Source organism: Neomelitea salexigens DSM 19753 (genome assembly GCF_000422345.1).
Taxonomy (GTDB): domain Bacteria; phylum Pseudomonadota; class Gammaproteobacteria; order Pseudomonadales; family Spongiibacteraceae; genus Spongiibacter; species Spongiibacter marinus_A.
The window spans coordinates 110,093-130,185 of sequence record NZ_AULP01000002.1; the positions used below are offsets into that span (position 1 = coordinate 110,093).

At 56.5% G+C, this 20,093-nt stretch carries 10 protein-coding genes; 5 read left to right on the forward strand and 5 right to left on the reverse strand.

Translation table 11 applies throughout. The features are described 5' to 3' along the window. Positions 1 to 12: 12 nt before the first annotated feature. A complete protein-coding gene (locus tag H573_RS0103860) occupies positions 13 to 894 on the reverse strand; it encodes an NAD(P)-dependent oxidoreductase (RefSeq protein ID WP_027873113.1) in 882 nt (293 codons plus the stop codon). Further along, positions 891 to 2,090: a cytochrome P450 gene (locus H573_RS0103865; protein ID WP_027873114.1), complete on the reverse strand. Its 1,200-nt coding sequence runs from the start codon at positions 2,088 to 2,090 to the stop codon at positions 891 to 893. The genes H573_RS0103860 and H573_RS0103865 overlap by 4 nt, the downstream gene beginning before the upstream one ends. Positions 2,091 to 2,221: 131 nt before the next feature. On the opposite strand from H573_RS0103865, the gene H573_RS0103870 reads away from it, so the two are divergent. Then, positions 2,222 to 3,307 (forward strand): MarR family winged helix-turn-helix transcriptional regulator, encoded by a 1,086-nt coding sequence (locus H573_RS0103870; protein WP_027873115.1) that lies wholly within the window; start codon positions 2,222 to 2,224, stop codon positions 3,305 to 3,307. On the opposite strand, the gene H573_RS16935 is transcribed toward H573_RS0103870, so the two are convergent. Continuing rightward, positions 3,272 to 4,876 carry a Na/Pi cotransporter family protein gene (locus tag H573_RS16935; RefSeq protein WP_205618894.1) on the reverse strand — a complete coding sequence of 535 codons (1,605 nt, stop codon included), beginning with the start codon at positions 4,874 to 4,876 and terminating at the stop codon, positions 3,272 to 3,274. The genes H573_RS0103870 and H573_RS16935 overlap by 36 nt on opposite strands. Before the next feature lie 77 nt (positions 4,877 to 4,953). Continuing rightward, positions 4,954 to 5,397: a YaiI/YqxD family protein gene (locus tag H573_RS0103880; RefSeq protein ID WP_027873116.1), complete on the reverse strand. Its 444-nt coding sequence runs from the start codon at positions 5,395 to 5,397 to the stop codon at positions 4,954 to 4,956. A gap of 95 nt (positions 5,398 to 5,492) precedes the next feature. On the opposite strand from H573_RS0103880, the gene H573_RS0103885 reads away from it, so the two are divergent. From H573_RS0103885 to H573_RS0103900, 4 genes are all read left to right on the forward strand, one after another. Then, positions 5,493 to 5,903 carry a thiol-disulfide oxidoreductase DCC family protein gene (locus tag H573_RS0103885; RefSeq protein WP_027873117.1) on the forward strand — a complete coding sequence of 137 codons (411 nt, stop codon included), beginning with the start codon at positions 5,493 to 5,495 and terminating at the stop codon, positions 5,901 to 5,903. Further along, on the forward strand, positions 5,893 to 6,621 hold the full coding sequence (locus H573_RS0103890) for an SDR family NAD(P)-dependent oxidoreductase (protein ID WP_027873118.1): 729 nt from the start codon (positions 5,893 to 5,895) through the stop codon (positions 6,619 to 6,621). Before H573_RS0103885 ends, H573_RS0103890 begins: the two co-directional genes overlap by 11 nt. A gap of 149 nt (positions 6,622 to 6,770) precedes the next feature. Further along, complete coding sequence (locus H573_RS18800; RefSeq protein ID WP_084497909.1) at positions 6,771 to 10,445, forward strand: response regulator; 3,675 nt, start codon at positions 6,771 to 6,773, stop codon at positions 10,443 to 10,445. A gap of 26 nt (positions 10,446 to 10,471) precedes the next feature. Beyond that, on the forward strand, positions 10,472 to 11,662 hold the full coding sequence (locus tag H573_RS0103900; RefSeq protein WP_027873119.1) for a methyltransferase: 1,191 nt from the start codon (positions 10,472 to 10,474) through the stop codon (positions 11,660 to 11,662). 18 nt (positions 11,663 to 11,680) lie between these two features. On the opposite strand, the gene H573_RS0103905 is transcribed toward H573_RS0103900, so the two are convergent. Next, positions 11,681 to 19,912, reverse strand: a complete 8,232-nt coding sequence (locus H573_RS0103905) for a thrombospondin type 3 repeat-containing protein (protein WP_027873120.1) — start codon at positions 19,910 to 19,912, stop codon at positions 11,681 to 11,683. Positions 19,913 to 20,093 lie beyond the last annotated feature (181 nt).

Below are 20,093 nucleotides of genomic sequence, written 5' to 3' on the forward strand. Positions count from 1 at the left end.
CTCCTATTATTGTTATTCGACGTCCGAGCGCGATATCGCCATAAAGACATCGTCGATATCTCGGCGCACCCTTTCAGTGAGCGGCAACGCCACATTGAGCTGCGCCGCCAAACTGATAGCGTGGTCCAGGTCTTTCTCCGCCAACGCCGCGAAAGGGCCAAACACCGCTCGCATATCCTCATCACTACAGGCGGCGCGCATACCGTCACGACCGTCGATAAACTGCTTCATCATGGCGGTAATCACGCCATTGGCCTGCCCTACCTGATGCAGCGCATCGAGATCGGCACCGGCGCGTTTGACCAATTGCGCCGCTTCAGAGATCGCCGAAAAAGCGGCATAGTTCATCAGATTATTTGCCAGCTTCAGCACGGTTGCCTGCCCTGCCTCGCCAGCGTAAACCACCGTTTTACTCGTACACGCAAACATCGCCTGACAGCGCGATACTGCCGCTTCACTGCCGCCGGCCATAATACATAGCGTGGCATCCGCCGCTCCTGCAGCACCGCCGGTGATAGGGGCATCGACCAGCGCCAACCCTCGCTCAGCGGCATCCGCGGCCCAGCGCACGACACCGTCTCGGGTAACGGTGCTGTGAATGGCAATGACGGTTTCGGGTGCAGCCTCCGCAAAAATACCGGCGTCGCCATAGAGCAGTTGCTCAACGTCCGCGTCATCGCGCACACACAGCGCGATCAGCGAGCAGTTGCGGGCCAGTTCCTCCGCACTTTCAGCAACGCGGGCGCCCAGCGCCTGCATTTCTGCCAGTGGCGCGGGGTCGAGATCGAATACCGACAAGGCAAGATGCTGTGACAATGCCTTGCGGGCAATATTGGCGCACATCGGTTTGCCAATGTTGCCCAGTCCAATAAAGCCGCACTGCACGGCGCTCATTGCCCACCTGCCTGTCGCGGACGAAAACGCATTGGCAAGGTAGTAAAGCCGCGCACATTGGGGTTGTGAGTGCGGTCACTGCGCGAGAGATCCAGTTCGTAATCGGGAATCGCCTTTAGCAGCTCCTCGAAGCATACCCTGACCTCCAAGCGCGCCAACGCCGAACCCAGGCAGGCGTGGATGCCCACGCCGAAGGCCATGTGGTCGCGCGCCCCCCGGCATACGTCGTAGACGTCAGCATTTTCATAGCGCTCTTCGTCACGACTAGCGGAAATAATGCACAGTCCCACGCGCGCGCCAGCGGCAATTTTTTGCCCGCGAATCTCAATATCTTTGGTTACCGTTCGGCCGATCATTTGCGTAGAGCCGTCGTAGCGCAGAGTCTCCTCTACCGCATCGGCGATGCGGCTGGGGTCGTCGATCAACAACTGGCGCTGCTGCGGGTGCTGCCACAAGCGGTAGCCCATATTGCCGATCAACTTGGTGGTGGTTTCGTTGCCGGCAACCGCCAGCAAAATGCCAAAGCCAATGACATCGTCGTGAGTCATTTTGCCGTCTTTCTCAGCCTGCAGAACGCAGCTAAACATATCGTCGGGATCGAAGGGCTGGTCAGCCAACTGCCGGGACAGGTCGTCAAAATACCCGGCCAATTTAAAATAGGCGTTGACGTTCGCCTCGCTGATCTCGAACTGGCCGTCTTCCCGGTAGATCAGCTCATCTGCCCAGGTGCGCACCGCGGCTTGATCCGCCTCGGGCACATGAATCATGGTGGAGATCACGTCCATCGGCAGAATGGCGCTGAAGTCCTGAATCAGGTCCATTTCCCCGCGCGGCAGATGAGGCGCGATCAGCGAACGGGCCTTTTGCCGCGTGTAGTCTTCAAGGGCGGCAATACGCTGGGGCACCATCAGACCCGATAGCAGTTTGCGAATACGCGTATGGTCCGGCGGGTCCATATTAATAAACATCGGGTAGCCCGCCGACGCACTTTGGTCTGACTCCAAGGCCGGGCCATTGATGCTGCTGAAGGTTTTAAAATCGCGAAAGGCGTTAAAACAGTCCTCCCATTTGCTCAGCAGCCAAAAACCGTGCTCGGCGTTGTAGTAAACCGGCGCTTCGGCCCGCAGGCGCTGGTAGTAGGGATAGGGGTCTTCATGAACCGCATGAGAATAGGGATTGAACTCCACCGCCGTCATCGCGCACTCCTTATCATTATTATTGATGAGTACGCTAGCACAGCCCCACACAAAAGGTAAATACACTAAATATATTTTAATAAATATGTGTTACATTAATTGGCGCTACAGAATTAACAGGCGCCCAGGCCATGCTACAGACGTCAACCGCACTCGAGCGGTTTCGCAACAACCCGCTCAAACAACTGAATGCCCTAAGCAATGACTGCGAACAACGCACCATGCAGGGCTTAGCCGCACAGGGGTTCACGAAATTAGCCATGCACTTCGCCGCGCCGATGAGCTTACTGGGCCAACGCCCACATCGGCTCACCGAGCTAGCCCAGCGCCTGGCAATGAGTAAACAGCTTTGCCTACAGAGCCTGCGCCCTTTGAGCGAGGCCGGGTATATCGCGCGCCAAGCCGACCCGCTCGACAAACGCGCAAAGCTGATTGCCCTCAGCCCGCGCGGCAATCAGCTTATTGCTGCAGCAAACCAACAGTTGGCCGACGTCAATGAGCGTTATGTGGCGCAGCTCGGCAGCACTGAGATGGCGTTTTTGAGCCGCTATGCTCAGCGGGTTTGCATTGAGATGGCCGTGCCCGGCTTTGAACCGAACCGGACTGACATTGATGAACATCTGCCTTTTTCGATGCTGATCGGCATGATCAACCGAAGCCTGCAGCGTCACCTGATGCAGGGCACCATTGCCCGCGGCCACCCACATTTGCAAATGACTCACGGCCAGGTGCTCGCCTGCCTGGCCCCAGAGGGCAGCAGTGTTGGCAAACTGGCACAGGCCAATGGCGTATCCAGCCAGGCCATTTCTCGCGTCGCGCGCCAGCTTGATGAATTGGGCTATGTCGAGCGCCATAGTGACCCCACTGACGGACGCAGCCAGCGCCTTCACCTGACTGAAACCGGCGTTGAGTTAATAGACGATGCGGTATCAGTTATGACGGAACTTGAGCGGCGTCTGCAACACCGCCTGGGTGACGGCGACTTCCAGCGCTTCTGCAAGGCCCTGCAGACGCTTAGCGGCGCCGAGCCGCAGGCTAAGGTGGATGTGGCGGCGCCGCTAAGCGTCCCCGAGTTGCTGACTTACGCCGCGGACTTACTGGATAAGGGCCGGCCGAGCGCCGACCTGAATGCCGCCGTCGAAAAGCGCCTGGGAGGCGAAGCGCAAACGCAGCTGAATGAATTACTCCGCCTTGCTGTCGGGACTCCCGTAGGGTGAGAGCTTGTGCAATTGATCCAGGTAGACAAAGATTTTCGCGAAGTGGCGCGATGAGCGCCGCTGCCAGCGCAGCGCATCCAGATACAAATCGCCATTAACGGTATTCTCATTGCCCGACGCAATTTCTGCCATCAGCGCTTCGCGGGCGGACTCGGTCTCTTCCTCACAGCGCTCAGCAAACGCCGATGCAGCGGCAGCCACGTTATCGGGTTCGTCTGTTAAGCGTTTTACGAGCTGCCGGCAACCGTCTTCAAAAACCACACCGGAGTGCAGTGGCGGCCCTTTTTTCTGCCAGCGCTGAGCCGTTTCGCGATCCGCCATGCGCAGGTGCAGGCGCTGCATATGATCAATGACGTGCATACACGCCAACAGGCGCTGCCAGCTGTCCGGAGTGTCTGGCCGGAGGTGAATATCGTCTACATAGCGCTGGCAGCGTTCTATGGCATCATCCAGCTCGCGATGGCGCTCGAGCTTGGCTGATGGCTGGTCGCGCAGCAGAGCAATGCAATATTGCAGCTGCGCTTCAACCAGTGAGCGCAAACTGCGCCGCACAGCTTCCAGGGCAATCGCGGGATCTTTCAACAATTGCTTGTCCAAATGCCCGGTGAATTGCTCCTGCGCCTCCGGCACCAGCCAGAGCATAAAGCGCGCAAACTGGCCCGCCAGTGGCAACACCAAAATAACGCCGAGCAGATTAAACAAACTGTGAAATGCCACCAGGGCAACCTCAGCCTGCTCGTATATCGTCCCGGGGGCCCACCATTGCCAAAGCGCAACGTAAGGCAGCAGCATGAGGAACGCAGCAAGCCCTGTGAACACGTTGTACACCACATGGGAGTAGCCCGTCCGCCGAGTTTCAGCAGACCCGCCCAGGGTGGCAAAAAGCGCCGTTGCAGTGGTGCCAACGTCCATACCAATTACCATCGCGGCAGCCTGTTCAAACTCCAAAGCGCCGCTATGCACCGCGGTTAACGCGGTAGCCACACCCGCACTGGAGGATTGGGTAATCAGCGTAATTAGCGCCCCCAGCAACAACAGCTGGAGACGCCCGAGCCAATTATTCTCGGGGAAGTTGTCCGGGGTAATACGCCCCTCTAAGCCAGACATGCCCGCTTGCATCGCGTCGATACCGACAAAGATAAGACCAAAGCCCGCAAGTGCCAGCCCGGCGGCACGCCAGCGCCCCCTACCAAATAATTGCGCCAGGGCGCCAGCGAGAATACAGGGCAATAACAGCGTATTCAGTTCGAGCTTGAAGCCCAGCAGGGCAACCATCCAGCCCGTAATGGTGGTACCGAGGTTGGCACCAAATATCACCCCAAGAGCCTGGGGGTAGCTCAATAAGCCCGCGCCAACAAAACCCACTGCCGCCACCGTTGTTGCGCTGGAAGACTGCAGAATTGCCGTGGTTGCTGCGCCGGTGAAGGCGCCACTAGTCGGGCTGCGGGTAAAGCGCGAAAGCGCCCGGTGCAGGGCATCGCCAGCCAGTGCTTTGAGGCCGTCGGTCATCAGGATAATGCCGACTAAAAACAGGCCGAGGCCGCCTGCTAATTCCATCCATTGGTTCACATTGAAACGCCTTTAAACGATCGCTGTATTTTGCCGATAACAACGCGCCATTTATTCCCCGTAATTTTACTTAGGGCCTAGGCACGAGCGAGTATCCGGTCGAGCTGATTGGCGAAGGCTTGTTTCTCGCGCTGGCCATAGGCGCTTTGCCCCCCGCTCTGAATACCGGAGGACCGCAGCGTCTCCATAAAGTCGCGCATATTGAGCCGACTGCGAATATTGTCAGCGGTATAGCGCTCACCCCGGGGATTAAGGGCCACAGCCCCTTTTTCAACCACTTCTGCGGCGAGGGGAATGTCACTGGTAATGACTAAGTCACCCTGTTCGCAGCGACGCACAATTTCATTATCGGCAACATCAAAACCGGCACTCACCTGAACCGCTGTAATATTAGGTAGCGGCGGCACTCGCAGCATTTGATTCGCCACCAAGGTTAAGGCGACCCCGGTGCGCTCGGCCGCTTTAAATAAGATGTCTCTGACCACCACCGGGCAGGCATCGGCATCAACCCAGATTTTCATTTTGGCTTTCTCCGGCATTTCGTTATAGCGTGTCAGGCATCGCTTTGACCTGGCGCTTCGTACAGACACTGAGCACCTTACTGTGGAAAGAAATTATGACGCGATTGACCCTATTTTACGATGGCCGATGCCCCTTGTGTGTCGCGGAAATGACGCGACTCGCTGCCCTGGACGGTCGCCGCGCATTGGCCTTTGAAGACATCAACGGCGAGGACTTCGCTCGCCGCTACCCCAGCATCGACCCCGTTGCGGCCAACCGAGTGTTACACGGCTGGGATGAAAACGGCTCGTTATTACTCGGCCTGGATGTGAGCTGCCGCGCCTGGCAGCTGGTAGGCAAACACCGCTGGATGGCCGCACTGCGCTGGCCGCTCATTCGCCCCCTAGCCGACCTCGGCTATCGTGTGTTCGCTCGACACCGCTATTTCTTTTCCCGCCTGTTTACCGGCCAGCCACGCTGCACCGAGCGCTGTGCCATCATTGAACACCGCCGCCATGAACCCTAAGCGCGCACTGGTGGTTGGCGGCAACAGCGCTATTGCGCAGGCGCTGATTCAGACATTACTCGGCGACCAAGACTTTGGCGGCATACACGTCTTTAGTCGCCACCCCAGCGCCGCCAACTGCGATGACCCGCGGCTGCACTGGCACTGCGGCGACTACAGCGCGGACGGCCTCGCTGCGTGGGCAGACTCTTTGGCGGAGCATACTGGCACCATCTCTCGCGTATTTATTTGCAATGGCGTGCTGCACGACGACGCTGGCCAACCTGAGAAACGCCTCGAAGACATTAGCGCCGATACGCTGCTGGCGCGACTGCACAGCAACACCGTAACCCCCATGTTGGCCATTCAAGCGCTACTCCCCGTGCTGCGCGGCCCTCAGCCTTGCGTGGTAGCCGTTCTCAGCGCCCGAATCGGCAGCATTGGCGATAATCAGCTGGGTGGTTGGTACAGTTACCGCGCCTCCAAGGCGGCGTTGAACATGTTGTTGAAAACCGCCAGCATCGAATTCACTCGCCGTGCGAAGAACCTGAAATTGCTATCCTTCCACCCGGGCACGACCGACTCACCACTGTCAGCGCCTTTCCAGCGCCGCGTCCCAGACGGCAAGTTATTCACCCCTCAGTTCGTCGCCGAACGCCTGTTGAGCCTCTGCGCCGCCCTCCCCCACGACGGCCAGCTCAGTTACATCGATTGGCAGGGAAAAGCCATCGACTGGTAACGGCCGTGGAAACTACGCATGTTCGACAGTGCAAGTGCACACTAGCATTACAGGTGTTATTGCCACGGCGTTTGATGTACTGACGAGACAGGGAGTTCGGGTACCGCACAGCCGCGGCGTCGTTATTGGCCGGTGCTCAGGGAGCAGTCATGAACTTGTTCCTCCAAAAACTCCGTCGTCACAGCGGATCACGCCAACCTGCTGTGGGTCGCTCCCGCCGTTGGCTGCACCCACTGGCCAGCCTAGCCAGTTTTATGATTATCGCCGTCGTCGCGATGTATATCGACCAGCTGAATAACCACAACCGCGAGTTGAATCACCGCGACGCCGTTCTGCGAGAAATGGGTTCCATCAGCGCTAAAGTAGAGAGTGACCTCAAGGGTGACCTCCAGGCAGCCAAAGCGATGGTGGCGGCCGTCCGCCAGCACCCCGACCTCACCCCCGATTATTTGGATAAATATTCCGAAAGCCTGCTCTCCGGTGAAAGCCGCATTCGCAGCGTTGCGGTATTTCGCGGTGTCATCGGCGCCTATGTCTATCCACTCGAGGGCAATGAGCCGGTGCTGGGGCTGGACTTAAGAACGCGGCCTGACCAACTCGCCGACATGATGAAGGTACATAGAACAGGCGGCGCCGTACTCTCGGGCCCTGTCGAATTGGTTCAAGGCGGAATGGCGCTTATTGCCCGTCTACCCGGTGGCCAGAGTCAAGGTGCTGGAGAGCCTATGACGGTGTCGGCCGTGATTGATATAGACCAGCTCCTGCTTAGCAGTGGCCTCAGTGAGGCAGGCGAGGGATTGCAGATAGCCATACGCAAATACGGGCCCGAGGGTCACTTAGGTAAAACCGTATTTGGCAACGCCGCGCTATTTAACGACCAGACTCGCGCGGTCACCACGGATATCCGACTACCGCTGGATGAGCGCTGGCAAATCGCCGCGGCTCCCGAGAACGGCTGGCTGCAGGTGAACCTGCTTGACCCCTTCCGGGTCGTTGTCGCGTCGCTGGCACTAATCATTTTTTGCTTCCTAACGATTATTTCGTGGCTGCTTGCCAAGCGCTATGAAAGCAATCAACTATTGGTTCAGCTGTTCGAGCTATCGCCGATTGGCATTGCATTAAACGACTACGAAACAGGCAAATTCATCGCCGCCAATCAGTCTCTGTGCAAAAGCTTAGGCTACCCTCACGATCAGTTAACAGATATATGCTATCAAGAACTGACCCCTCCAGAGTACATTCTTGATGATGAGGCAGCGCTGATCATTTTGACCGAGACGGGGCGCTTAGATCGGTATGAGAAACACCTCGTTCGCGCTGATGGCAAAACGGTGCCAATAGAAATTAACAGCATTTTGTTCAGCGACTCCCACGGCACCCCTCGAATCTGGTCAATGATTGAGGACATCAGTGAGCGCAAGCACGCCGCCCAGATAATGGACCGGCAGCAACAAATGTTTAACTCCATGAGCCAGCAAGCAAGGATCGGCGCCTGGGAGCTGGAGGTAGATAGCGGCCAGCTCACCTGGTCTGAGGTGACAAGGGAAATTTGCGGTGTACCGGCAAACTTTACCCCAACTGAAGAGGCGCTTCGCAAGGTGTTTCCTCAGGAAGAGATGTGGCACCTGCTACAGCATTTGATCAGACGCGCCATTGTTAATGGCCAAGCATTTAGCGAAGAAGTGAGGCTTACTACACAACAAGGCCGCGAACTGTGGATTCAGCTCACGGGCCACCCGGTACTGCACAAGCAACGTTGCACACACATTTTCGGCTCGCTCCAAGATATTGATGACCGCAAACGCGCTGCCGAAGCATTGATACGCGCCCGTGATGAAGCGGAGCAAGCCGCTCGCTCGAAAAGTGAGTTTTTGGCAACCATGAGCCACGAAATTCGCACTCCGATGAACGGCGTCCTCGGCATGCTGAATTTGCTGGCAAACTCCGAGCTCGACTTCGAGCAGGAGCGCCGAGTGAGCATTGCCCGCAGCAGCGCACATTCGCTGCTCTCCCTTATCGACGATGTCCTCGACTTCTCCCGTATCGACGCCGGTAAAATGGAGTTGGAAGACAGCAGCTTTGCGATACGCGAAGTCATCGAAGAAGTCTGCGAGAGTATGTCGTTGCGCGCTCAGGAAAAAGGCCTGGAGCTCATTGTTGACCTCAGCGAGATCAAGGTAGACATGGTCTCAGGCGACGCCGCAAGGCTGCGCCAGGTCCTGACCAACTTACTTGGCAACGCACTAAAATTTACCGAAAGCGGCGAGATCGTTGTTCACGCCACGCTCACCGAGCATCAAAACCAATGGATATTTGACTGCTATGTACGCGACACCGGCATCGGCATTGCCAGTGAAAAATTAGACAGCCTGTTTAGCGCATTCACCCAGGCGGATGCCAGCACCACGCGCCGCTACGGCGGCTCCGGACTTGGCCTGTCGATTAGTCAGAAAATCTGCCAAGCCATGAATGGCAGCATTGCCGTTAGCAGCAAGGAAAACAAAGGAAGTACCTTCCATGTCCAGGTGATGCTGAATTCATCCGCCGATGCCTCATTCGATGAGGCCTATGCATCGGGCAGGCATGTATGGTTGATAGAGGACAATATAAACAGCTGCAAAAGCCTGGAGCGTCAGCTGCTGCGTTGGGGCGCAAAAGTCTATTGCTCTACATCCAGTGAGTCTGCGCTCAACTCTGCCGAGAGTCATGACATTCCGCTGGAAAAAATCGACCTGGTTATTATCGACCGATACATGGATGGCTTAGACGGCACCGAGCTCGTTCAATTCCTGCGCCAGGAAGAACATCTGAGCAGCCAGCCTTTTGTACTGCTTAGCAAAATCAGTAGCCAGGGAACCGACGCCCACTTTCGCTCGCTGGGCTTCGACGCTTGGTATCCCAAACCCCTCACCACCAGCAATTTGCGCGAAGTACTAAAACTGGCGCCACTGGGAAGCTACCTGCAAAGCGATAGCCGCGACCGTATGCAGGATGCACCGGCTAGTAGTCTATTACAGGGCAGGCGCGTGCTACTGGTTGAGGACAATGCGGTAAACCAAGAGGTAGTGCGCTGCCTGCTAGACGAGTTGGGCTTACAGGTGAGCATCGCCGGTAACGGCAACAAGGCGATCGCCGCGCTGAAGTACCAGCAGGACAAACAAGCGCCGCCCTACTCCGCTATTTTAATGGACTGTCAGATGCCGGAAATGGATGGCTACGAGTGCACTCGCCAAATCCGAGCGGGTCTGGCAGGCGAAGCGGCACGCGAGCTACCCATTATCGCGTTGACCGCCAACGCGCTCAGTGGCGACCGAGAGAAATGCAGCGCTGCCGGTATGGATGACTACCTCAGTAAACCGATTGATCCCGACCGGCTGCACAAAAAATTGCTGAGCTGGTTGCACGCCTCGCGCAGTGACGACCCTGCCACCCCCTCATCCAAGAGTCATGCCGAGGCGCTATGGAATGCCGACAAAGCACTGGAAGGGGTCATGGGCCAGGAGCGCACCCTGAATAAAATGCTGTTGATGTTCAACGAGTACAGCGTTGCGCAACAGCAGGCGTTACGCAGCGCCGTCACCGCAGCAGACACCGCAGAAATAGCGCGTATCAGCCGTGCGCTTAAGGGCAGTAGCGGACAGCTGCAAGGCGACGCACTGCGCGAGCTGGCCTCATCACTGGAACTTGCCGCCAGCAATAAGGACTGGGAAAAAATCCACTATTTCTATCCCCAGCTCCACCAGTGCTGGCGACAGCTATGCGCATGCTTTGAACAGCATTTGCTACGCAACACCAACGAAAGCCGCGCGCTAATAGAGGGTTAACTGTCGCGCCGACGTATAATGTGGGCATGACCAGTAACATTCTTACAGCTGCGAAAGGCGCCGACCTACTCGCAAACATCGACCAGCTACTCAGCCAGCACGAAGCATTGTGGCGCGCCGACTCGAACGCCGAGCCAGCGCCGCACTACGAGGCGCTGTTCCGTGCGCTTCGCACACTCTCGGCAGAGGATGTTGCCCAGCTGCAGGGCGATGACCTTATGCTCCTGGAGCGACTGTCGCCACACTTCGCTGACGCCAAAGACATTCTTGCTATTCTGTCTTGCTTTCCGCCGCCCATCGAGCCACCGCATGTCGAGCCGCCCAGCGGCATTGGTGGTAGAAAGTGGCAGCAAATACAGGCTTTTTGTGGCGGGCTAACGTCATTGTCGGGAGACGTGATCGAGTGGTGCTCCGGAAAAGGCTACCTCGGCCAGGCGCTGCGATTCCACCCGCAACATTCGCCCTTATCGGTCATCGGCCTGGAAATTGATAGCGACCTTGTTGCCAGTGGCAACAGCAGGCACGCCAACACCCATCAACGCATTGTGCGCTGCGATGTATTGAGCGAGCAGGCGGAGTCGTTTGTGGCCGATGCCAACGCCATCATTGCACTGCACGCCTGCGGAGGTCTCCACCAACGTATGCTGAAAGTTGCCGCGGCGACGAGCGCCAAGCAGATTGCCCTCGCCCCGTGCTGCTACCACCGGTTTGTTGAGCAGTACGCGCCGCTGTCCAAGGCCGGCAACAACTCGCCCCTCACAATCACGACACAAGATTTGCGCCTGGCGGTTCGACAAACCGTCACTGCCCGGCGCGGTGAAACGCAGGCGCGACGACAACTCCACCACTGGTGGCTTGCAAGCCGGCAACTTGCCCAGCAACAGGGGGTAGCGCTGGATCACTACCGCGCTCTGCCCCACAGTGCTGCCAAAAAAGGGTTTAGCTACTTTGTTGAACAACAATGCGCGACCAATGGCATTGCAACACTAGACATGAGCGACGCTGATACCGCCCTGGCCCACGCGTCAGACCTACAGCTTGCCCAAGAACAGCGCGGCCTCGCCGCCATGTTATTTAGACGCCTGCTGGAATTGCGCTGCGTATTAGACAGCGCCCTATTCCTGTGTGAGCAGGACTACCAAGTTAAGCTCAGTGTCTTTTGCCCGAGCACAACCACCCCAAGAAACTTTTTATTATCTGCCTCGCGCAAGACCTAAAGTTAAGCAGCAAGCGACTTAGTCGCGTAGATAGACGCCGCTATTCCCGTAGCCATCCACCACCGCTACCCGCTCGGTGTCCGCTTCGATAACTACGCTTGAGCGAGGCACCGCACGACTGTCGATCGTCCATCGATCTGTTATGTCTGCGGTATTGCCGAAGCTATCGACGGCAATAATCGACGAGATCTTACGAATCGGCGCAGCCTCATCTTCTGGGACAAAGGGGTCGATAACACGGCGAGTATCGGGCAACACAGGGTAGTTCAGCGTTAAGCTATCCTGCTCTTCAATAAGGGCGAGGTTGGTGGCCGGGCTTACCTCAAAAGCTTGAGAGACCAGGTGGTAACCTTCCTCTGCTAGCGAAGGTGACAATGCTGAACCCGATACAACAAACCGGTAGTTTCCAACCGGCCAGTCTAGCGGCACTTCGAAATCGACAAGCCAAATATGTCGACCGCTGCTCAAGCGGTACTTTAGCTGCATTTCAAAGAAGGTATTGAGGGCATCGCCATTGGCGCGGGTAACCGGCTGCCACGCGCCGTTACGCTCAACTTGCATTAGCACGGAGGGCGTACCGAGAACAGGGTCCCCGCCCTCAAAAGCAAACTCGGTTCGCTTAAATCGAGATATGGCTCGTGGTTGAGAAATACTGCTGCCCGCGAGCATGCTGGGCAAGGCTTGCGCATTGACTTGCGAGTCATAGTGCTGGCGGTAGTGCTCATAGCGCACGACTAGCTCGTCCATAGGTGCCGCACTGCCGTCTCGAAGCGACTCTAGCAACTCCACGGTTACATCAAGAAAGCGCTCGCCCTGCTTCCAACCCCAAAACGTTGTGGTTGATTCCGCCCCACCCAATGTTGCCCAATCCTCCTCTTCGGGCGGCAAGATATAGCCAATGTGATCACCGGCATAACCCCATATAAAGGTGTCGTCGTAGCGATAGCGCTCCCCACCTCCCAGTTCGGCAGCTGCATCGAGTAAACGCAGGCCGTATTCAGTAAGCGGTTCACCCGGCTGCATCAACAGCGTTAGCTCGCCAATTTTTTGAGCTGCAATGATCGTGTCCTGCGGGTAAAACGAGGCGTTTTCGGCAACACCATTGTCGGCGAGATCGTAGGCATCTGGCGGTGGTGAAGGCAGGCAATACGGAACCTGCTCGGGCAGGCCATTTCCCTCATAGCCCGGCACGTCTTTCAGGCCAGCCCCCACAAAGGGAACCGCAATGTCGTTGCCGCACTGCCCGGCACCCCAGGCGTAGGGAAACTCCTCAGGGCTATAACCCAGCCGGTCGCGATCGAGGATTATCCGCTTAGACACACTGCGAAGATCAGGGGATAGCTGGAACTGTTCAATGCTGTCGGCTATAACTTTTATTTGCGGAGCAAGGCGACGTCCATAGCTTTCGATACGCTGCAGTTTATTCTGATGAATATTGCTACGCGGGCTAATATCTCCAGCCGCACTCTGCACCAACATCGCCAGTGGTAACGCCATAAGTTGCTCAGTTGCTCTTTCTACTGACGCCAGCACATCCCCTGAGAAGTATTGGTTCTCCACGTCAAAAGCAATGCCGTGAGCCGCCCAATTGATAATCACCGCCAGTGGCTCAGGCTCAGTGTTATCCAAGGCATCGATGCGAATCACACCAAGGCGGCGGTGAAGGGCTTGCAGCCTATCGTCGTCGTAGCTGGGTAAACGCCCACGACGAAAGCCGTTCATTCCCAACGCTTCCTGAGCACTACCGTGACCAATGCGCGCCAAGCGCATATTGTCATCGTCCAATGCCGTCACCACTACCGCTGCCAATTGCGCAACGACTCTGCGGTAGACTTCGTGCTGGTACAGATCCATCGCCAACCAAAAATAGCGTGCAGAGTGGTTGGCAAGCGCCCCAGGCCCATCGTGGCTGTGAGTCGCAGAGAGTACCAATCCATCGCCAAGCGCGATCCCCGTTTGCCGTTGCACTTCGTCTTTTACATCTTCCGCTAGTTCGTTAAGAGCGCCGATGAAATCGGTTTTCAACAATACGATGTAGTCGCGACCATCGTGCAGGGCAATGGCTTTGGCAACCAGTGAATCGTAGTAACCTCGGCTCGGCGGCGAATAACTTGCGTAGGGGGAGTGAACCGCACGCAACTCATCGGGCAAAGGTGCCAGAGGAGGACAGCTTTCAGGGTGGTCGGGCTCGCAACCGTCAGCCATGTATGGAATGAAGTCGACCAGCTCATCAAAGAATGTTTGAAAATCACCTGAGGCAAAGCCTTCGGCACCGGGAATATAGTCACCAGCAACAGGTGGCCTTAGGTAGCCACCTAGCGGAGTACCAACTGGAATATCAATCGGCGCCTTGGCGATACCTGCACGCAGCGGCATAACCGAGTGAGCCTGCGGTTGCTCTTTGGTCTGTGGCTGAGGCTGCTCAAGCCCCGACTCAGCCCCCACAGCCATCATCACTTGGCGCAGCGCATTGGCTGAATTTTCTTGCAGGCCAGCTAATACCGCATCTCCCGCCTTTTGGAACTCGCCATCGCGCATTTGCTCAACGGCCGCGCTGAAAGCACGGGTATCGATAGGCAGAGTCTCACCATCGACCACTACTGGTTCGCCGACAATAGTCACGGGGGCAGGTAACGGCGGGCAGTCCAATGGTCCCCGTACTTCTCGCGCTATCCATGTATCGAGTAGCTGTCCCTGGCTATGTAGAAAGTGCGATTTTTGACATTTTGCGTGCGGCGCCGCTCGAGGGTAGCCATGGGGGTCGAAATCATCTCCCCTGGGCGCGACATTACCGATAGGTGGGCTTTGTGTTTTTCCTTCATCTAGCTCTATAAAGCCAGACTTGCTGCTGCGGCAAGGGCCCTGGCAACTGCCGCTGTCATAACCCTCGCCGTCTCGCCCAGCGAGCGCCAAGCCCCAAAATGCGTCGACGTCTGGGTCGCGCTCGGCAAAGAACGCCTCTCGAGATGCGAAGGTATAGGTTGCGCTGTCGCCTGGGCGACGCGGGTAAATATCAGCGACCTCAACGCCAATGGTTCGCGCCATCACCTGGGCGCTCCAGTGTGTCACTTGGTGGTCCGCAAAAGCCGGCTGCAGCAGGACTTGATTGTCGGGCCCATTTAAGGCGCTATTGTCGGCGATATGGTGGGCATAACCATTATTCTCGGACCGATCCCACAGCATCTGGATGAGTGCAAACCCCAAGTCGCGATCCAGGTCATCCTGGTAGGAAAGATAGAGAGGTGTAGCGTAGGACGGCAAGCCTCCCGGCTCGTATTCCGCGTCAAAATCAACACTGCGCCTCAGCAGGGTTGAGTAGTTCATACCAACGACACCAAATACTCCGCGCTTCACATCCTTGGACATAGCGACGATCGGTCCTCCGGTAATGCCCCCCTGGGAGTTGCCGTCGTAAAAGATCTCTCTATGGTCGAAAACAGGCAGGCCCTTGGCATCCTGAAAGACGGCCTCTGCCGCAAAACCAGCCGGGTGGCGCATAGCCCTGGCAAGGAATAGAAAATTCAACAGCCCCTGCTGGGAAGCATCTGGGATCACCGCGAAATTGGATAAATCGACCAGCGCTGCCAAGACATTGGGAACATCCCCTGTCGAGAAACCGAACAGGTCGACACCACAAAACAGGAAATTGTATTCACGGCTGAAATTCGGCACGTGGTCGTATGTCACCGCCTGGTGACCATCCAATAAGCCATGCCCATATATCCCTCCCCTTGCCGGGTTTTCCGAGCTGGCTTGCTCGGGGATTTGGCAGGTAAATCGCGTTGTCATTTCACCCAGGCTGTCGGGCAAGCCATCCCCGTAGCTCGCCCCGGCGGTATCGAAGGCGGGTGCATCGAGGGGGTCAAAGTACAGCCGGTTGGGCTGCACTGAGCCGCCATCTGCAATACCCACCCCTTCAAACAAGGTATCGCAAGCTTCGCGCATTTCCTCCGGAAGCTGTACACACAATTGCTCGGCATAGATGCTGAGCTGGTCCAGTGGCGCTGGGTCGGCGGGGATGACAAAGCTCGGCACGGTGATCGTGCCCTCGATACGCCTAGCAATCCCTTCCCTGGGATTCTCCGTCACTTTGTCGATCGTATAATCTGGCGCTCGACCTAAATCGGTGATGTTCCCCTGGGCGTCTTCGAGCTGACCGAGCTGTTTAAAGGCTTCATCACGCATATGGCGTAATCTACCCACATTGTTTTCCGCACTGGCAACGGTAAAGTCCCACGCCAGATACAGCTCATCATCGATACCTACCCCCGCTTGCAGCAAAACGGGACGAACGTTTTCATCCCATTGCTGACACCGCGCTGACAGCACTGGAACGCCATCGGCGTTACTATCACGACAGGCCCGGAAAGCGGCTTGTGCCCGGAGATAGGGATCGCCATCTCGCTGGCTTGGCAAGCGCTTCAAAACAACGACATATCTCTGCCCTTCATCAAAATTCCGTGCGGGCCGGATGAGCAGCGCCGCCCGTTTTTCTGCCAAGGGGCTGCTATTTTCCACACCCTCGCTGGGTAGCAGCAAGCCGGCGTTCAAATCCACCTCTGCCCACACAGGGTGCAGTTCGCCACTATCAGCATTGATGACTAATACTGAAGACTGATCGACCTCCAGTGACTCAGACAAATGCGTTAGTCGAGGCACACCGGGTACCGTGCCATCGTCATTGCTTTGCAGGTTCGGCACGTATGTCATGATCATTTGCCCTGGAGAGAAACCGTCGTTTCGGTTCCATTCCCTCGGGTCAATCGGCTTTCCAGCGATATTCCTCGGCATCGCCAGAGGATTGAAGTCCACTCGGCGCCCACTACCGCCACGGGAAACGGATTGCGGGCTGCCATTGCTGGCGGGGACTGTGAAATGGTCGCTTGGAAAAGGAAACAGACAGTGGGCGGGGTCGAGCAGATCACAGCCGCGCGCGGTGGCCTCAATCAGTTCGCCAATAGCAGGCAGGCCATCATTAGCAGGCAGGCCATCATTATTACTGCCTCCACTGCCTAGAGCCGCGCATACACCGGGCGCTAATCCGCTATCGATACAACTGTCATAAATAGGTATCTCCGGATCTATCTGGCTGCAAAGCGGTTCGGCATCAGCACCGCCTTGCTCGCGACAACGCGCGGCGTATTCGCGCTGAATATAGTCGACTCTAAACCCGGCCATACTCAACAAACAACGCTCGGAGTCGGCCCCTTCAGTTGAACACGCCGCTAAATATGGCGGTAAATATGCATCGGCTTGATCCGCCTTATCAAACAGCGGTAAGTAGCCCTGCATTCTCAACAACGGAGCGGTAAGTGGCCCCAAGGACACGAATTCCTCATAGCCCGTGAATGGCACCAACATACCGGCGTCACCCGAGACATCCACATAGCTGAACTCTTCTTCGGGGATGATATAGCCAAAGCTATTTTGCGTGAGCCCGAGCAGCATCGTGTGCGCATTTGGCGACGCCAAAGAACGAATAAATTCGCCAAATGTTCCGGTTGTTTCACCTGGAATCGTGACGATCTCCAGACCACTCTCTTCATCACCCAAGGTAATTCGAGTGACATCGGTAGTGGCGTAGGGTGTTGCCTGTGGCAGGTATTGAGCCTGCGCCCCCAGCTCTGGCGGCAGCTGCTCATTTACACCCGTAAAATCATAATACTGGTTAAATGCGCCCAGCCCCCCTGCGGCGACAAAAACCGGATTAGTAACTGGCAGCACGACTTGCTGACTTTGCACGCGCAATCCACTGCGAATTTCTCGAATAGCGTCGTCGCCCTGCACCGCAGCGGCCATGCCTTCTCCTCGACAGTGAACGCGACCATAGTCTGGCGATGCATCGCCATAGCCCTGTGGCTCACAACCGGGACGACTGCCCGACGCCGAAGCATCGGCAATCGGGCCATTGAAATACAGTGCGGTGCCTCCCTCTTTCTCCAGCCAATCCGTCACGCCAAGGGGGTAGTCCGGGTGGGGAATACGCGGGTCTTCATTGATAGCAGTCGGATGGGCATTGAACTGCATAAGATAGCCAACATTTTCACCGCTACGCGCATCGATCGCCGTCAGCAGGGTGGCAAGGGTGTCGCTATCAATGTCTGGATCCGTCTGTTTGGGACGGCGGTAATTATTAAATTCTGCAAGCTCTGCCGTCTTCACTGTTACAGCAACTTCTGTCGCGGCCTGCATGGCTTGCTGTGCCGCCAGCGACGCCTGTCGGTACAAGGTATTGTGAATCCAGTCCTTGGGCACACCGCCCCACAGGCCTTGAAGATCTGCACCCGCATGGCTATGCGTCTGGCCGAATACAACATTGTCCGGAGATATACCAGACGCTTGTGCGACTGCCTCGCGCATTTCCTGCTGAATGATATTCCCAGCGCCGACTGCATCAACAACGATAAACATCACTTGCTCGGCAGCATTTTCACCCTCTGCAGGCTGCTCGATATACATGGCGCGCACCCAACTGCGCTCAACACATTGCGAGGTGTCAAAGGTCTCGGGATCGTAGTTACTCTGTTCAGACAGCAAGCATGGCTGCTCTGCTGGCGCTGTTAGGCTTTCCCCAAACCCACCAAAGGGGTCAGGTTGATTCTGCAGTGGGTTAATACCAAAGCCGCCGAGATTAAACTTCTGCAGATGCCGAGTTTCGCCCAACCTGGGTTCGTCAATACCCGCAATGTGTTCAACACCTGGATCGATAGCTTGCTTCGCGGCGCCAATGCGCAACCGCCCGCGGAGGAATTCATCGTCATAGATGGTTGCTATCGCCTCAGCGACATCGACCTTTGCAAATTCTGCGCGACTAACCGTTACCCTAAAGCGCTCATGCTCTTCCAATACCTCATCATTAACGACCGGCACCGCAGCGACGTAGTCGGTCACTCCCATCGGGATCTCAACATACTGTGGGGCATGCGCAAAATCACGGTCCGAGGTTGTGATATCAGTGAAAATCAGCTCGACAACCACTGGAACGGGGCTTGCCTGGCTCAAGTGCAATGGCAGCAATAGCTCACCACTGTTTTCATCAGCCGCAGCATCATCAAGGCTCAGCCCAGGCCTTTGGCTTTCGGAACATCCCTGCTGGAGTTCGCCGTCATCTTCTGGTGTTGCAGGGCATGCATCTAGCTCATCGGCGATGCCGTCATTGTCGTCATCGGGGTCAGTGTTGTCACCGAGGCCGTCGCCATCGGCATCACTTGTCTCTTGCGGATTACTGGGAAATGCATCATCGGCATTGTGAACACCGTCGCCGTCACGGTCGTCATCGCTATTGTCGCCGACCCCGTCACCATCCAGGTCGGCAGACTCAGTGCCATCCAAGGGAAACGGGTCACTGCCGTCAGCAACCCCGTCGCCATCAGTATCAGCATCATTCGGGCGGGTTCCAATAGCGGCTTCTTCTTCATCACTTAGGCCATCATTATCGTCATCGCTGTCACACACATCGCCATGACCATCATCGTCATTGTCTTGCTGCGAACCATTCGATAAAGACGGGCAATTATCCCGTGCATCCGGGACACCATCCCCGTCGCGATCCACTCTTGCCGCTTCATTGCTACAACCAAATTCATCAACAGAAATACCGGAGCCAGTGCGGGGGCAGCGGTCACGATAGTCACTAATGCCATCGGCATCACTGTCAGCACCGGCATCGCCATTGTATTGGCCATCGGCTATATCCCGTTCGGTGAGCGCTAAATGTCGCCGGGCGAACTCTTCAGAAACCAACTCTCGCACTTCGTTGCCATTGGCAGTCCGCGCCCAGCTAGCAACCGGCGTCGAGTGGAAATCGCTGTGTTTGAACGCTGCAAAGTCTGCGCTAAAACTGCTCGCCGCATCGCGCACTTGCTGTGTGATGTGAATACCATTCTCGGGAATACCATCGGCGTCCAAAGTGAGGAAAAACCGCGCCAAATTCACCGCGGAAATATCATCTCCAGCGCTCAACGCTAGCATGCTAATTATCGGCGCCCCGCGGACACTGCCCAAAGAAATTCCGCCGATGCGAAAGTGGATCACCTCTTGCTTGAAATACAAAAACCCGCCGCTGCTGTCAGTCAAGGATTCCTGATCATCAGAGGATCGCCGATACATTACTCCGCCTACCGGCGAGTCAACCAACTGGCCATAGAGTTCACTTTCGGGCGCCGAAGAGCGACCACCCGCTCCACCACCACAAGCAAACAAAATCAAAGAAACGACGGCCAGTAGACCAACCCGATAAGCAGCACGCATTACAGCACCTCCTTGGCAATGCAACACGGGCTCTTCTGCCTGGGTATTTGAGACTGGACCACGATGAGGGCGTAGTGACGGTCGTTCCACGTGTTGCGATATAGCTCTCTCAGACGCGGGCGCGGGAGAGCACTTTTTATTCTCAACAGTGACGTTACTGGCTAGAGCTGGAGTCGTACAA

Bases quoted from the DNA above. Each gene is read 5' to 3' on its own strand.
- H573_RS0103860 (WP_027873113.1), bottom strand. From the start codon at position 894: ATGAGCGCCGTGCAGTGCGGCTTTATTGGACTGGGCAACATTGGCAAA.
- H573_RS0103865 (WP_027873114.1), bottom strand. From the start codon at position 2,090: ATGACGGCGGTGGAGTTCAATCCCTATTCTCATGCGGTTCATGAAGAC.
- H573_RS0103870 (WP_027873115.1), top strand. From the start codon at position 2,222: ATGCTACAGACGTCAACCGCACTCGAGCGGTTTCGCAACAACCCGCTC.
- H573_RS0103880 (WP_027873116.1), bottom strand. From the start codon at position 5,397: ATGAAAATCTGGGTTGATGCCGATGCCTGCCCGGTGGTGGTCAGAGAC.
- H573_RS0103885 (WP_027873117.1), top strand. From the start codon at position 5,493: ATGACGCGATTGACCCTATTTTACGATGGCCGATGCCCCTTGTGTGTC.
- H573_RS0103890 (WP_027873118.1), top strand. From the start codon at position 5,893: ATGAACCCTAAGCGCGCACTGGTGGTTGGCGGCAACAGCGCTATTGCG.
- H573_RS18800 (WP_084497909.1), top strand. From the start codon at position 6,771: ATGAACTTGTTCCTCCAAAAACTCCGTCGTCACAGCGGATCACGCCAA.
- H573_RS0103900 (WP_027873119.1), top strand. From the start codon at position 10,472: ATGACCAGTAACATTCTTACAGCTGCGAAAGGCGCCGACCTACTCGCA.
- H573_RS0103905 (WP_027873120.1), bottom strand. From the start codon at position 19,912: ATGCGTGCTGCTTATCGGGTTGGTCTACTGGCCGTCGTTTCTTTGATT.